Source organism: Streptomyces sp. NPDC025793 (assembly GCF_055558375.1).
In genome coordinates, this window is the sequence record NZ_JBVHMR010000020.1 from 135,800 (window position 1) to 149,515 (window position 13,716).

11 protein-coding genes and 1 pseudogene are annotated in these 13,716 nt (G+C 71.4%); 6 read left to right on the plus strand and 6 right to left on the minus strand.

The window, feature by feature from the left end; all coding sequences use genetic code 11:
* Positions 1 to 191: 191 nt before the first annotated feature.
* From nicT to efeU, 3 genes are all read right to left on the minus strand, one after another.
* Positions 192 to 1,343, minus strand: coding sequence for a Nickel transporter NicT (gene nicT, locus ACZ4MF_RS31610; protein ID WP_467495510.1), 1,152 nt, complete (start codon positions 1,341 to 1,343; stop codon positions 192 to 194).
* Between the two features lie 175 nt (positions 1,344 to 1,518).
* On the minus strand, positions 1,519 to 2,790 hold the full coding sequence (gene efeB, locus ACZ4MF_RS31615) for an iron uptake transporter deferrochelatase/peroxidase subunit (RefSeq protein ID WP_467495536.1): 1,272 nt from the start codon (positions 2,788 to 2,790) through the stop codon (positions 1,519 to 1,521).
* Between the two features lie 59 nt (positions 2,791 to 2,849).
* Positions 2,850 to 4,886 carry an iron uptake transporter permease EfeU gene (efeU, locus tag ACZ4MF_RS31620; protein ID WP_467495512.1) on the minus strand — a complete coding sequence of 679 codons (2,037 nt, stop codon included), beginning with the start codon at positions 4,884 to 4,886 and terminating at the stop codon, positions 2,850 to 2,852.
* A 238-nt stretch (positions 4,887 to 5,124) separates the two neighbouring features.
* Here efeU and ACZ4MF_RS31625 point away from each other — a divergent pair, with 238 nt between their 5' ends.
* Genes ACZ4MF_RS31625 through ACZ4MF_RS31645 form a run of 5 tightly spaced genes read left to right on the plus strand, consistent with a single transcriptional unit; the run spans position 5,125 to position 9,175 of the window.
* Entirely contained in the window at positions 5,125 to 5,787 is a 663-nt protein-coding gene (locus tag ACZ4MF_RS31625; RefSeq protein WP_467495514.1) for a DedA family protein, read from the plus strand.
* Complete coding sequence (locus ACZ4MF_RS31630; RefSeq protein WP_356039359.1) at positions 5,784 to 6,386, plus strand: phosphatase PAP2 family protein; 603 nt, start codon at positions 5,784 to 5,786, stop codon at positions 6,384 to 6,386. Before ACZ4MF_RS31625 ends, ACZ4MF_RS31630 begins: the two co-directional genes overlap by 4 nt.
* Positions 6,383 to 7,138, plus strand: a complete 756-nt coding sequence (locus ACZ4MF_RS31635) for a phosphatase PAP2 family protein (protein ID WP_467495517.1) — start codon at positions 6,383 to 6,385, stop codon at positions 7,136 to 7,138. Before ACZ4MF_RS31630 ends, ACZ4MF_RS31635 begins: the two co-directional genes overlap by 4 nt.
* Positions 7,092 to 7,757 (plus strand): response regulator transcription factor, encoded by a 666-nt coding sequence (locus tag ACZ4MF_RS31640; protein ID WP_467495519.1) that lies wholly within the window; start codon positions 7,092 to 7,094, stop codon positions 7,755 to 7,757. Before ACZ4MF_RS31635 ends, ACZ4MF_RS31640 begins: the two co-directional genes overlap by 47 nt.
* Positions 7,758 to 7,801: 44 nt before the next feature.
* A complete protein-coding gene (locus tag ACZ4MF_RS31645; RefSeq protein WP_467495521.1) occupies positions 7,802 to 9,175 on the plus strand; it encodes a sensor histidine kinase in 1,374 nt (457 codons plus the stop codon).
* A gap of 379 nt (positions 9,176 to 9,554) precedes the next feature.
* Here the strand turns inward: ACZ4MF_RS31645 and ACZ4MF_RS31650 are convergent, their stop codons facing one another.
* Both ACZ4MF_RS31650 and ACZ4MF_RS31655 read right to left on the minus strand, forming a co-directional pair.
* Positions 9,555 to 9,962 (minus strand): hypothetical protein, encoded by a 408-nt coding sequence (locus ACZ4MF_RS31650; RefSeq protein ID WP_467495523.1) that lies wholly within the window; start codon positions 9,960 to 9,962, stop codon positions 9,555 to 9,557.
* Between the two features lie 380 nt (positions 9,963 to 10,342).
* The gene (locus ACZ4MF_RS31655; protein ID WP_467495525.1) at positions 10,343 to 11,212 is read right to left on the minus strand and encodes a trypsin-like serine peptidase; all 870 of its coding nucleotides are present in this window, start codon (positions 11,210 to 11,212) and stop codon (positions 10,343 to 10,345) included.
* Positions 11,213 to 12,061: 849 nt separating this feature from the next.
* On the opposite strand from ACZ4MF_RS31655, the gene ACZ4MF_RS31660 reads away from it, so the two are divergent.
* Complete coding sequence (locus tag ACZ4MF_RS31660; protein WP_467495526.1) at positions 12,062 to 13,402, plus strand: S53 family peptidase; 1,341 nt, start codon at positions 12,062 to 12,064, stop codon at positions 13,400 to 13,402.
* 225 nt (positions 13,403 to 13,627) lie between these two features.
* Here ACZ4MF_RS31660 and ACZ4MF_RS31665 read toward each other — a convergent pair.
* A pseudogene (locus tag ACZ4MF_RS31665) lies at positions 13,628 to 13,716 on the minus strand (transglycosylase SLT domain-containing protein); the annotation flags it as partial.

Consider the following 13,716-nt stretch of genomic DNA (forward strand, 5'->3'; position numbering starts at 1 on the left):
CCGGCCGCCAGGGGCCGCCGCCCCCCGCGGCGGGCGGGGGGGGGCGGCCGTCCGGGGGGGGGGCCCGGCGGTCCCCGGGGGCGGGGGGGGGGGGGCCCCCCCCGCCCCCGCGCCCCTGGCTCGCGCCCCTGGCTCGCGCCCCTGGCTCGCGCCCCTGGCTCGCGCCCCTGACTCGCGCCGGTGCCGACGGGTCAGTCCGCCGACTGTTCGGCCAGGCCCGCCGTCCACTTCTCCTCGATGCGGCCGGCCTTCCAGATCAGCAGGGCGACGGCCCAGGTGGCGAAGAACAGGCCGACGATGACGAAGCCGACGGTGTTGAGGTCGAGGCCGGAGATCCAGTCCCAGAAGACGCCGTGCAGGCTCATCTTGTCGGCGAGGAGGCCGAGCAGCTCGACGGTGCCGATGATCAGGGCGACGGCGACGGACAGGCCGGTGATGGTGAGGTTGTAGTAGACCTTGCGGACCGGCTTGGAGAAGGCCCACTCGTAGGCGAAGTTCATGAACGAGCCGTCGATGGTGTCCAGCAGTGACATGCCGGCGGCGAACAGCACCGGCAGGGTCAGGATGGCGTACCAGGGCAGGCCGGAGGCGGCGCCGGAGCCGGCGAGGACCAGCAGGGCGATCTCGGTGGCGGTGTCGAAACCGAGGCCGAAGAGCAGGCCCAGCGGGTACATCTGCCACGGCTTGCGGATGGTGCCGGTGACCCGGCCGAGCAGGCGGTTCATGAAGCCGCGGTTGTTGAGCTGGGTCTCCAGGGCGGCCTCGTCGTAGTGGCCCGAGCGCATCCTGCGGAACACCTTCCAGATGCCGGCCAGGATGACGAGGTTGATGCCGGCGATGAGGTAGAGGAAGGCGCCGGAGACCGTCGTGCCGATCAGGCCGGTGACCTCGTGCAGGTGGGAGTTGTCGTCGCGGACCGGGCCGGCCAGGGTCTTCAGGCCGAGCGAGAGCAGCAGGGAGAGGCCGAAGACGATGCTGGAGTGGCCGAGGGAGAACCAGAAGCCGACGGAGAGCGGGCGCTGTCCCTCGCCCATCAGCTTGCGGGTGGTGTTGTCGATGGCCGCGATGTGGTCGGCGTCGAAGGCGTGCCGCATGCCGAGCGTGTAGGCGGTGACGCCGATGCCGATGCCGAAGGACTCCTTGCCCACGCTGAAGTGCTGCGGTGCGATGATCCCGACGAGCGTGCCCCAGCCGATGACATGCAGCGCGAGCACGAAGCCGGCCATCCCGCCGACCCTGATCCACTCCTGCCGCGTCATGGAGCCGCGGACGCGGTGCCAGAGCGACGGCCTGCCGTCGGCCTGGGCGGGGAGGGACGGAGCGGAACCAGGGGCGGCCGTCATCGGGAGAGTGTGTCCTTCGGTCGTACGGGTACGGCTGCACCGCGCAGCCTCGCGCCATCCTCTCCCACTTGCAACTCATGTGCAATAAAGGGGGCGGCAGGGCTTTCCCATGGAAACGGAAAAGAAACGGGAAAGGCCTGCCCCTGAGCTGCAGAAACGATGGACCGGAGGGGGCTCAGGCGGAGAGCATGCCCCGGCCGAGCCAGTCCTTGGTGTCCTTCACGCCGGGCAGGGCGAAGAAGTAGCCGCCGCCGGTCGGGGAGATGTAGTCGACGAGGGGCTCGTCGATCAGCCGGGTCTGCACGGCCTCGAACTGGCGCTTGACGTCCTGGTTGTAGCAGGCGAACACCAGGCCCATGTCGAGGTTGCCGACGTTGTCCACGCCCCGGTCGTAGTTGAAGCCGCGGCGCAGGATGCGGGAGCTGTCGCTCTGCGCGGTGCGCGGGTTGGCGAGCCGGATGTGGGCGTCCAGCGGGATCGCGTTGCCCTTCGGGTCCTTGGCGTACTGGGGGATGTCGGTCTCCTTGGCGCCGTCGAGCGGGGCGCCGGTGTCCTTGCGGCGGCCGAACATCTTCTCCTGCTCGCTGAGCGAGACCCGGTCCCAGAACTCCACCAGCATCCGGATGATCCGGATCACCTGGTAGCTGCCTCCGGTGGCCCAGGCGGGCTCGCCCTGGCCGGCGCCGACCCAGATCAGCTTGTCCGTCTCGCGGGCGGAGGTGACGTCCGGGTTGGCTATGCCGTCCTTGAAGCCGAGCAGGTTGCGCTGGGCGCCGGCGGGACGCGGGGCGTTCTGGAAGCCGTCGATGCGCCACTTGATCTGCATGGCGCCGCGGGTGTGGCGGGCGATGTCGCGCAGCGCGTGCAGCACGGTGTCGGTGCTCTGGGCGCAGATCTGGAGCGACAGGTCGCCGTGGCACTCGGCCGCGTTCAGGTTGTCGTTGGGGAAGGTCCGCATCGGGGTGAGCCGGGCGGGCCTGGCCTTGGCGAGGCCGTAGCGGTCGTCGAAGAGGGAGGCGCCGACGCCCACGGTGACGGTGAGGGCGTCGGAGGGGACCTCGGGGCCGAGGATGCCGTTGTCCGAGGGCGGCGCGCCGACGCCGAGGTCGGCCGGGGCGCCGCCGGAGGTGAGGAAGCGGGCCCGCTCGGTGATGGTCTTCAGCAGGTCGGTCAGGCCCGCGCGGTCGTCGGCGATGACGTTCAGCGAGACGAAGGTGGCGGCGGCCGGCGCGGGGGTGACGATGCCGGCCTGGTGGGCGCCGTGGAAGGGGACCTTCGCGCTGCTGTCGGCGTTCGAGGTCTGCGCCTCGGCGGTGCCGCCGCTCTCGCCGAGGGCGAAGCCGCCGCCGGCCAGCACCGCTCCGGCGGCCCCGGCGCCCAGCGCCGTGCGCACGAAGGAGCGGCGGGCGGGGCCGACGGGGCAGGTCGGCTGGTCGGCGGTGGACATCGGCGGGGTCCCTTCGGGGTGCGGGTGCGCGGACGGCATCGGGCAGGCGTGGTCGGTCATCAGGCGGACTTCCGGATCTCGAGCAGGTCCGGGATCGGGGCGAGGTCCTCCAGCAGCTGGCCGGTGGCGCCGTTCAGCCGCTGCCGGTCGCTCGCGGCGAGCTGGTCGACGGGCGTCCAGTGGCCGCCGTCGTGGGCGGCGTCCAGCAACTTCTGCACGCGCGCGATGTCCGCGTCGACCGTCGGGAGGACCTTCGGGGCGCGGCCGGTGAGCAGCGGCTTGAGGACGGTGAGCAGCTCGCGGGTGCCGGAGAGGTTGGCGTCGGCGGTGGCGAGGTTGGTTCCGCTGCCCTCGTCGGTGTCGCCGGTCAGCTCGAACTGCAGGGTGTTCTCCAGGATCTCGTGGGCGCGCAGCGGCAGGTCGCCGGGGTCGAAGTCCTGGCTCGGGAACGCCTTGCGCAGGCCGACGACGTCCGCGGCCAGCTGTTGGGCGGGGCCGGTCAGGTCCTTGGCGGACTGTCCGTGCCACAGGCCGTACTCGATGCGGTGGAAGCCCGCGAAGTCCTTGTCGTGCACGCCGTCGGCCAGTCCGTCGGCCCGGCCGTTGATCTTCTTGTCGAAGTCCTCGAAGGTGCCGTAGGCGGCGCCGAGCGAGGAGTAGGTGCGGTGGGCGGTGAGCCAGTCGGTGCGGGCCTTGTCGAGGTGGCCGCCCGCGATGTCGTCGGCGAGCGTCTTCGTCTGGCCGGCCAGGGTGTCCAGGCCCTGGCCGACGTACGCCTTGTACTGCTTCAGTGGCGTGGCGAGGTCCTGCTCGGAGACGGGGACGACCGGCTTGGCCGCGCCGCCGCCGGTGACGGTGACGGACTTGGAGGTGACGGCCTTGCCGCCGGTGGGCACGCAGCGCCACGCGTAGGTGCCGCCGGCGACGGTGGCGACGAGGTCGCGGGTGGTGCCGGGGGCGAGGCCCTCGATCTCGCCGTAGACCGCGCTGGTCGACGGGTCGATGAGGTACACCTCGGAGGTCTTGCCGCCGGTGTTCCTCATCTGGAAGGTCTGCCGGCCCGGCTTGGGCGCCGTGAAGCCCTTGCCGCACTCGCTCTCGGAGACGGCGACGGTCTGGTCGCCGGCGGGCTTGGGCCGGGAGAGGGCGACGACGGCTCCGGCGATCACGGCGGGTACGGCGACCACGGCGGCCGGCACGACCCAGATCGGGCGGCGCCGCGCGGGCCGGTCGGCCTTCGGCTGCGCCTGGGACTCGGTGCGCTCCTCGGCCGGCTTCGGCGTCGTGGCCCGTACGCCGCGCACGAACAGGGTCATGACGACGGCCAGGTAGCCGACGTAGGCGACCACCTGGAGCCAGGTCATGGTCGGGGTGAGGTTGAAGACGCCCTGGACGAGGGTGCTGTACCAGGAGCCGGCGTCGACACCGCTGCCGAGGTCGACCGCGTAGGCGGTCTTGCCGGGCAGCACGCCGCCCTCCTGGAGGTCACGCAGGCCGTAGCCGAGGACACCGGCCGCGATGACGATCAGGACGGCGCCGGTGGCGGTGAAGAACTTCGTCAGGTTGATCTTCAGCACCCGGCGGTACAGGCCCCAGCACAGGATCGTGGCGAGGACCAGGCCGATGCCGGCGCCGGTCAGCGGGCCCGCGGACTCGCCGGCCGCCTGGGCGGTGGTCCACAGGAAGAGGGCGGTCTCCAGGCCCTCACGGCCGACGGCGAGGAAGGAGGTGAGGATCAGCACACCGGAGCCCATGGCGAGGGCGCCGGTGACCTTCTCCTTCAGCTCGCCGGACAGGCTGCGGGCGGAGCGGCGCATCCAGAACACCATGGCGGTGACGAACGCGACGGCGATCACGCTGAGGGTGCCGCCGAAGGCCTCCTGGGCGGTCTGCGGCATGGAGGCGGCGGTGAAGGTGAGCACCGCGCCGAAGCTCATGGCCACCGCGACGGCGGCGAGGACGCCGGTCCACACCTGTGGGAGCCGCGAGCGCGCCTCGGCCCGGACCAGGGTGGCGACCAGGATGGAGACGATGAGTCCGGCTTCGAGTCCCTCCCTCAATCCGATCAGGAAACTCGGAAACGCGTCGTCCCACATGACCTGCTGCCCTCCCAGACCTACTTAGTGAAGGCATGCCTAACCTTCGCGGACCATCATGACGATGGCCATGCAATCAGTCAGTCATGAAGTAGTAATGGCAAGGCAAAGCCCGGGAACGATCCGCGCCCTCCGTTCGTCTACACCTCCGTCGACCGTCTACAAATATGTAGTCGGATGTAGTCGAGATGTCCTTCGAGACGTACGTCGAAGGAACCCGAAGGAAGGGCGTACGGCGATGGCCACTCCCCCACACCTGGCATCGCAGCTCGCGGTCAACGTGCTCGACGCCCACTCCCTGCTCGCCGCCTTCGGCGTGCTCGGTGTCGGCGTCGTGCTCTTCGCCGAGACCGGCCTGCTGATCGGGTTCTTCCTGCCCGGGGACTCGCTGCTGTTCACCGCGGGCCTGCTGTGCACGGGCTCGGCGAGCAGCGGACTGCATCTCTCGCTCGGCCCGCTGCTCATCGCCGCGGCCGTCGGCGCGCTGGCGGGCTCGCAGTGCGGCTTCCTGATCGGCCGCAAGGCGGGCGGCGCGCTGCTGGCCCGCACCCGGTCGGCCAAGCTGCGCGAGGGCGCGCAGCGCGCCGAGGAACTGCTGGAACGCTACGGCCACGCGAAGGCGATCGTGCTGGCCCGCTTCGTCCCGGTGGTGCGCACGGTGCTCAACCCCATGGCGGGCGCACTCGGCGTGCCGGCGCGGACGTTCACCGTCTGGCAGACGGTGGGCGGGCTCGTGTGGAGCCTCGGCCTCACCCTCGCCGGATACGCGCTGGGCTCCTCGATCCCCAACGTCGACAAGTACCTGCTGCCGGTGATCGCGCTGATCGTCGTGGTGTCCCTGCTGCCGATCGCCACCGAGCTGCTGCGCTCCCGCCGCGCGGCCAAGGAGGCGCGCGGATGAACCTCGCCCTGACGGGCTCGTCCGTCGACGGGCCGCTCTACCGGGACGTGGTGGACCTCGCCCACCGGGCCCCCGGCTGGCTGGACGGCGTGATCGCGGTGTGGTCGGCGTACGGGCTGGCCGTGTTCGCGCTGCTCATGCTCGCCGGCTGGTGGCGGGCCCGCCGCGAGGGCACCACGGCGGCCCTGACCGCGCTGGCCGTCCCCGCGGTGGTGGTGCTGGCCTACGCGGTGACCAGCGTGGTGAAACCGCTGGTGGCCGAGGACCGGCCGTGCCGGCATCTGGCCTTCCGCACGCTGGAGGCGTGTCCCGCGCGGGGCGACTGGTCGTTCCCGAGCAACCACGCCACGATCGCCTTCGCAGCGGCGGTGGCCCTGTTCTTCGTCTCACGGCGCCTCGGCGTCGTGGCGGCCGTGTGCGCGGGCGCCATGGGGGCGTCCCGCGTGTGGGTCGGGGTGCACTATCCGCACGACGTCGCCGTGGGGGCGGCGGTCGGCGCGGCGGTGGCCTTCCTCGCCATGACCGCCCTGAAGCGACTGCCGGAGGATCTGCCGAGACGGCTGTCGGGAACGCGGCTGCGGCCCTTGCTGGTGTCATGAACCGCGGCCGGTTCACCGAGTCGGCGGGCACCGTCGCCCTGGCCTCCTGGCTGGCGTTCGCGGTGCTGACCGCCGTACTGATCAGCGACCAGGCCGGCCCGCTCCACCTGGACCGGGGCCTGCTGTCCTGGTCGGTTGCGCACCGCCCGCCGGCCGCGGTGGCGCTCGCCCGCGGGCTGACCGCGACGGGCACGGGTGCCGTGCCCTACGTCCTGGCGGCCCTGGCCGGGCTGATCGCGGGGCGCACCGCGCGGCAGCGGCTGACGGCCGCGCTGCTCGGCGTGGCCTGCCTCGTCGCGGGCCAGGCGGTGCGCTACGGCGTCATGGACCTGGTCGCCCGCGCCCGGCCGCCGCGCCACGACTGGCAGACCCAGGCCTCCGGCTGGTCGTTCCCCTCCGGCCACACCACCACGAGCGCGCTGACGGCCGGGCTGCTGATCCTGGCCCTCTCCCTGCGCGCCCCGCGGGGCCGGACCGTGCTGTGCGCGCTGGTCGCCCTCTGGGCGGCGGGGGTCGGCCTGACCCGCGTCTACCTCGGCGTCCACTGGTTCACCGATGTCGTCGGCGGCTGGCTGTTCGCGGTCGGCTGGCTCGCCCTGTTCGCCGGCGCGGCGGCCCGCCGGCTGCCCGCGCGCCACCTGCCCGCTCCTCCCGGGCCGGACACACCCCACCCGAGCGATCCGGCCGACGGGCCGGTGGAGAGTGATGCGCCAGAGGATCCTCATCGTCGAGGACGATCACGCCCTGCGTGACGTACTGCGCCGAGGTCTGCACGACGAGGACTTCGACACGGTCACGGCAGCCGACGGCGCGACCGCCCTGCGGCTGGCGACACCGGACGTGTCCGCCGTCGTGCTGGACGTCGGCCTGCCCGACGCCGACGGCCGCGACGTCTGCCAGGCGATGCGCGCGGGCGGCTTCCTCGCCCCGGTCGTCTTCCTGACCGCGCGGCACGGGCTGAGCGACCGGCTCTCCGGCTTCTCGGCCGGCGGCGACGACTACCTGCCCAAGCCCTTCCACCTCGCCGAGTTGGCCGCCCGGCTGCGCGCCGCCCTGCGCCGGGCCGCCCCGCCGCCCTCGGCCGTCACACCGGGCGGCCTGGTGCTGGACGCCGTCCGGCACAGCGCCACCGTGAACGGCGGCCGCCTCGACCTCACCCCGACCGAGTTCCGGCTGCTGGCGGCGCTCGCCGCGGCGGGCGGGGAACTGGTACGGCGCCGTGACCTGCTGCGCGCGGCCTGGCCGGAGGGCGCCCAGGTCAGCGACAACACACTGGACCAGTATCTGACCCGGCTGCGCCGCAAGCTGCGCGCGGCGGGCAGCGAGCTGAGCATCGCCACGGCCCGCGGAATCGGCCACCGCCTGACATGACGACCAACTGGCATGAAGACTCCCCGGCATGAGGACTCCCTGAGATGAGGGCCCCGGCACCCGCCCGCCCACTCCGCCTTCTCCTCGCCCGGCTCGCCCCGCGCACCCTGCGCGGGCGGCTGTCGCTGGTCGCGCTGACCACGGCAGCGCTGCTGATGGTGATCCTCACCGTGGTGTTCAACACCGTGGTCCGCCATCGCCTCGACCAGGAGGCGGACGACACGCTGCGCACCCGCGCGGCGGCCGTGGCCACGACCGTCGACACCCGGCACGGCCGGGTGCGGGTGCTGGAGACCTCGGGCGACCGCCTGCTGGACACCAACACGTGGATATACGCCGGCGGCCGGCTGCTGGAGCGGCCCCCGTCCGGACCGGGTGAACTGACCGGTGCCGCCGACGGCCTGGCCGCCCGGGGCCGGCGCGCGTGCCGCACGGTGCACGGCCCCGACACGATACGGCTGTGCGCGGAGCCGGTACCCGGCGGCGCGACGCGGGCCACCGTGGTCGCGGCACTGGACCTCGCCCCGTACCGCAGCTCCGCCCGGACCCTGCTGCTCGGCTCCTTCGCGCTGGACGCGGTGATGCTCGCCTGCACCTACGCCCTGACCCGGCTGGCGGTGGGACGGGCACTGCGGCCGGTGCGGGCCATGACGGACCAGGCGACGCAGTGGAGTGCCGTGGGCTCCGCGCAGCGGTTCGCGGGCCGCGGCGGGCCGGCCGAACTGGCCGCGCTGGGCGCCTCGTTGGACTCCCTGCTGGACCGCATCCGGGCAGTGCTGCGGCACGAGCGGCAACTGACCGGCGAGCTGTCCCACGAACTGCGCACCCCGCTCAGCCGGATCGTCGCCGAGCTGGACTGGTGGCACGCCCGCCCGCGCTCCGACGCCGACACGAAGGCCTCGCTAGGCGTCGTCGCCGAGGCCGCGCAGTCGATGCGCACCATCTGCGACACCCTGCTGGCCGAGGCCCGCGAGGGGATGACGACAGCTCCCGGCACGGCCGACGTGCCGACGGTACTGCGCCGGCTGGCCAGCCGGCCGGACGCCTCCCCGTCCGTGCGGGTGACCGTCCCTGAGCCGCTCACCGCCGGGGTACAGCCGGCGCTCCTCGAACGGATCGTCAGTCCACTGCTGGCCAACGCGGTGCGGTACGCCCGTACGACGGTCACGCTCGCCGCGTCACGCTCGGACGACGGTATCCGGATCGAGGTCACGGACGACGGCACCGGTGTGCCCGCCGCCTTCACGGACCTGCTCTTCCAGCCCGGCAAGCGGGCCGACCCCGCCGACGGACACGGCGGCGCGGGCCTCGGGCTGCCGCTCGCCCGGCGTCTGGCCAGGTCAGCAGGAGGCGAGGTGTCCTACGACCCGGGGCACGGGCCGGGGGCGCGGTTCGTGGTGATCCTTCCGACGGGCTGACCGGGCCCGGCTCGGCCGGATGGCTCGTTGCTCGGTGACGTCCTTGCGGATCGTCGTCGGGGGGATCGACAAGGTGCGTTCGGCACAGTGTCAGGGCTCGGAGACGATCACCGTCAAAGTCCTACCGGGGTCCGTCCATTGCCCTTGAATTACTGGTCCTTCCTGCTCTTTTGGCGATGCCGGCGAGTGGCTTCTCCAGGGGCAGGAGGCTGGCTGTGGTCCAGGCACAGGCGGAGGTGCTGCCGTGGAAGCGCTTGTAGACGTCGCCGAGGACGATGGCGAACAGGACCGAGCCGAGCTTGTCTCGCGAAATGCTTTCCCGAGAGCTGCAGCGCCGGGAAGCCGCAGGACGGGAGGGAACCTGCGCCGGGCACCTGGGTCACGGTGGCTCCGGTCCCGGACGGGGTGATCGCCGCTGTGGACGGCGATCTTCGCGTACGAGGGCGTGTTCGGGTTCCGGTCCAGGCTGACGTCGCTCAGGGTCGGCCCGAGCAGCCAGTCGGCTCTGTAGCCGTTGAGCGCGCAGCTGCGCGGTCGCCTGGACCTGGCGGCCGGCCATCTCCACCTTCACTTCCGCACGCCCGATCATGCACTCCCCGTCCCTGCCCTCCCGCAGCGCGGCGATCCCGAAGTCCTGCAGCGCCACGTCGATGACGGGAGTGCCGTCGTTGGGGTCCTGGAGAAGCTTCCTGCCGGCGAAGGGCGTCTTCGATGTCTTCGCCGTCCACTTCTGGCCCTGCTGCTGGTTGTTGATGTCGAAATGAACCTTCTCGAACGCCAGTGCCATTACGTCCGCCTCCTTGCGGAACTGGCAATCCGGCCGACTCCCTCACAGAAGCCCTGTCGCCGGATTCGGCGAGAGCGGGCCACATCTTCCTGGCAGGCCCGTCAAAGCCGGAGAGTTCGAACTTTCCGTAGTCGGCCGGTTTCCTGCCAGTCGAGAATCCGACCGCCGGAGGACGGGAACCGCGGCGGCAAGAGTCCGGTCCACTGACCAAAAGCCCGCCCTCTCCCACCGGTGCCACGCCAGGGAAACTTGGCCGGCAACGTCGACGAGTCTTCCTCAGGCTTGGCCAATTCCCAATTGTGTCAACTTTTCACCGTCGTGATCCAGTCGCTGAACCTGTTCCATCGCGTCCCGGGAGGGCGAAACCGGGCACGTCGGGCTCAGTCCTCGTCCTGGGCGTGGCGGTAGAGCTTGGCGATGTCGTCGTCGAAGTACGCGGCGTAGGAGACATCGTCCTGGTCGCCGCCGCCTTCATGGCCGCCCAGGACGCCGATGACCGTGCCGGTGTGGCTCTTGGGGTCGTAGTCGGCGAGCCAGGGGCTTCCGCTGGTCCCGTCCTCGAGGTTGGCGCACTGGATGCGCAACTGGGTGTCGCTGAACTTCGTGGTGCGGTTCTGGCACGAGACCGGGGTGTCACGGCTGCTGGGATAGCCGGTGATCTTGACCTTGTTGTCGAAGCCGCGGTCCATGCCGAGGGTGTTGCCGCCCAGGACGTCCTGGATTTCCTTGCCGTCCTTCTGGTCCAGGACGAGGAAGGCGACGTCGAGGTCCTCGTCCTGCGACGCGGCCCAGCGGTCGTCGACGACCGCCTTCCTGACCTTCCACAGGCCGGCGGGTTCGTCGCCCTTGCGGTAGCCGGGGGCGAAGACCAGGTCGTTCACCGGCTGTCCGGATTCGGCGTCGAAGGCGCAGTGGGCCGCGGTGATCAACATGTTCCGGCCCGGACTGCGCACCACGCTCGCCGTGCAGAAGTGGGCGCCCTGGTCGTCCTTCTGGAAGATCGCGCCGATCCGGGCGTTCTCCTCGGTCCTGCGGGGGGTGTACGCGCTGCCGTCCCTGGCCGGGGCCGACGCGAAGAGGTCCTGGTCCTGCCCCTGCGCGGGCCGGCCCGGCTCGCCGGACTTGCCGAAACCGCTGCGCCCGCTGCTCTTGGCCGTATGGATTTCCTCCGCGGCGTCGCCCACCACTGCGGCCGCCCCGACGATGACCAGCGTCAGGGGCAGTATGGAATTCCTGATCAGCGAGCGCACAAGGTCATTATCGACGCGGGCCCGTGATGTGGGAGGTGCATCACCGGGAGGCTCCCGTCACAATCCACCGTCCGGATCGCCCATCGGCACCCTGGTCCAGCCTGCCACCCGCCACGTCGCGCTCCCGCACCTGCCCGGCGACCACGGCGCCGTAAGCGTCCGGGACGCCGTCCGTGTGCGGGATACGCCGGACACATCCGGCTCAAGGCGTCTCCCCGGTGACATCGGCTCGGCCGGTCGGCCGGTCAGGCGCGGTGGCGGGAACGCGATTCCCAAGTCCGTCTGCCGGATCGGAGTCCTCAGGCACCGGCCAGGAGCTCGGGATGCCCGTAACGCAGATGTCGTCGGTGCCGTCCGCGTCCCAGGCAACGTCCACAACCGTCCGGGGTGGAAGGGCGAGCTTCATGCCCCAGCCGCGAGCCTGCTGGGCGCGTTCCAGGTCGAAGAGCCTGGTGCCCGGTACGTTGCCCGCCTTCACCCGGCCGTGGACGGCCGGGGCGATGCACGCCACGGGGTCCGGGCCACGCTCGGCGAGCTCGTCGCCGCTTGTCGGCTCGGGCAGGAAGGTGACGGCTTCCCGTCACCTTCCTGCACTCACCCCACAGGCGGTGCAGGCATTGTTCGTTGTCCTGAAGTGACCACCGCCGCGGTCACGCCGGCACCAACGGCGGTTCACTCGCTCGCCGCGGCAGCCTCACAAGACCTGCATTGGCATGCCCTTGACCAGCGCAGGAGAGCGGCCGCATGGTGAACCAACCGGCCCGCAGCTGAACTGACATGTCGTTTGTCAATGCTGCTTTTCGTCATGCCCGGATCCGTCTGAACAGCCTGAAACCACACGGAGGTTTGATGCACCGAAGCGAGATACCCTCCGGATCCCTGGTGATCCACCACCACCGACCGAGACGCCGAGTGCGGCGGACGGCAGGTGCCCTCACCGCGGTACTCTCACTCGCCGCCACCACCCTCACCATCGGCCTGGCCACCGGGGCCCAGGCCGCCGCTCTCTCGCCCGCCCCGCGCACGTCCGCCTCCACGGGTACGACGGACTTCGGCTGCGACCATCCTTCGAAGGTCGGACAGGCCCGCTGTTTCGGGGTCATGAAAGCCCACCGCACCGCCTCGGGCCGCATGTCACCGTTCACCACCGGGTCCCCGACCACGGCGGGGTACATGCCGTCCGATCTGCGTTCCGCCTACAACCTGGGCGGTACCTCGGGATCCGGCCGCACGGTGGCCATCGTCGACGCCATGGACGATCCGCACGCCGAGTCCGACCTGGCCGCCTACCGCAGCGCCTACGGCCTGCCGTCGTGCACCACCGCCAACGGCTGCTTCCGCAAGGTGAACCAGAGCGGACAGGCGGCTCCGCTGCCCTCCGGTGACTACGGATGGGCCGAGGAGATCAGCCTCGACCTCGACATGGTCTCGGCGACATGCCCCGGCTGCCACATCCTCCTGGTCGAGGCGAAGTCGCCGAACGTCCCGGATCTGATGACGGCAGAGGACACCGCCGCCGCCACATCGGGCGTCGTCTCCGTCTCCAACAGCTGGGGCGGGTCCGAGGACAACACCGTCACCTCCGTCGACTCGCACTTCGACCACCCCGGCGTCGCGATCACGGCGAGCTCGGGTGACTCCGGTTACGGCGTCTCCTGGCCGGCGTCCTCCCCGTACGTCACCGCCGTGGGCGGCACCTCACTGAGCAAGGCGTCCAACTCGCGCGGCTGGACCGAGACCGCCTGGAGCGGCGCGGGCTCGGGCTGCTCGGCGTACGAGGCCAAGCCGTCCTGGCAGCACGACTCGGGATGTGCCAGGCGTTCTGTCGCCGATGTGTCCGCGGTCGCCGACCCCAGGACCGGGGTGGCGGTCTACGACACGTACAGCAGCTGCGGCGGCGCGTTGTTGTGCGAGACCGAGCTGCAGCTCGGTCTCGCACAGGGTGCCGACGGATGGGTCGAGGTCGGCGGCACCAGCGTGGCGTCGCCGATCATCGCGAGCGTCTACGCACTGGCCGGAAACACCTCTCAGGTAGTCAACGGCTCGTACCCGTACAGCCACACGTCGGCGCTCAACGACGTCACCTCGGGCAACAACGGCTCCTGCGGCGGCAGTTACCTGTGCACCGCGAGGCCGGGATACGACGGGCCTACCGGCCTCGGCACGCCCAACGGCACCGGCGCCTTCTGACGGCGATTCCTGGCCGACAAGGGCTGGGCCGCGTCGCACTGGTGCGGCGCGAGCCCAGCCCTTGCCTTGTACGGGATGATCGGCTCGGCGGACACGAGGCACATCGCCTCTTCCGACGACCACCCGACCGGAGCCGTCGCGCCGGCGATCACCGACGCGACGGTCGAGCGCGGCCTGGCCGGCCGAGGTCGGCATCACGGTGCCGGGGTGGGACAGTGACCGGGGTCAGTAGGCGGAGTTGACGTGGTCGATGGAGCCGTAGCGGTGGGCGGCGTAGTTGGCGGCCGCGGTGATGTTGGCGACCGGGTCCGTGA

Bases quoted from the DNA above. Each gene is read 5' to 3' on its own strand.
- nicT (WP_467495510.1), bottom strand. From the start codon at position 1,343: ATGACGGCCGCCCCTGGTTCCGCTCCGTCCCTCCCCGCCCAGGCCGAC.
- efeB (WP_467495536.1), bottom strand. From the start codon at position 2,790: ATGTCCACCGCCGACCAGCCGACCTGCCCCGTCGGCCCCGCCCGCCGC.
- efeU (WP_467495512.1), bottom strand. From the start codon at position 4,886: ATGTGGGACGACGCGTTTCCGAGTTTCCTGATCGGATTGAGGGAGGGA.
- ACZ4MF_RS31625 (WP_467495514.1), top strand. From the start codon at position 5,125: ATGGCCACTCCCCCACACCTGGCATCGCAGCTCGCGGTCAACGTGCTC.
- ACZ4MF_RS31630 (WP_356039359.1), top strand. From the start codon at position 5,784: ATGAACCTCGCCCTGACGGGCTCGTCCGTCGACGGGCCGCTCTACCGG.
- ACZ4MF_RS31635 (WP_467495517.1), top strand. From the start codon at position 6,383: ATGAACCGCGGCCGGTTCACCGAGTCGGCGGGCACCGTCGCCCTGGCC.
- ACZ4MF_RS31640 (WP_467495519.1), top strand. From the start codon at position 7,092: ATGCGCCAGAGGATCCTCATCGTCGAGGACGATCACGCCCTGCGTGAC.
- ACZ4MF_RS31645 (WP_467495521.1), top strand. From the start codon at position 7,802: ATGAGGGCCCCGGCACCCGCCCGCCCACTCCGCCTTCTCCTCGCCCGG.
- ACZ4MF_RS31650 (WP_467495523.1), bottom strand. From the start codon at position 9,962: ATGGCACTGGCGTTCGAGAAGGTTCATTTCGACATCAACAACCAGCAG.
- ACZ4MF_RS31660 (WP_467495526.1), top strand. From the start codon at position 12,062: ATGCACCGAAGCGAGATACCCTCCGGATCCCTGGTGATCCACCACCAC.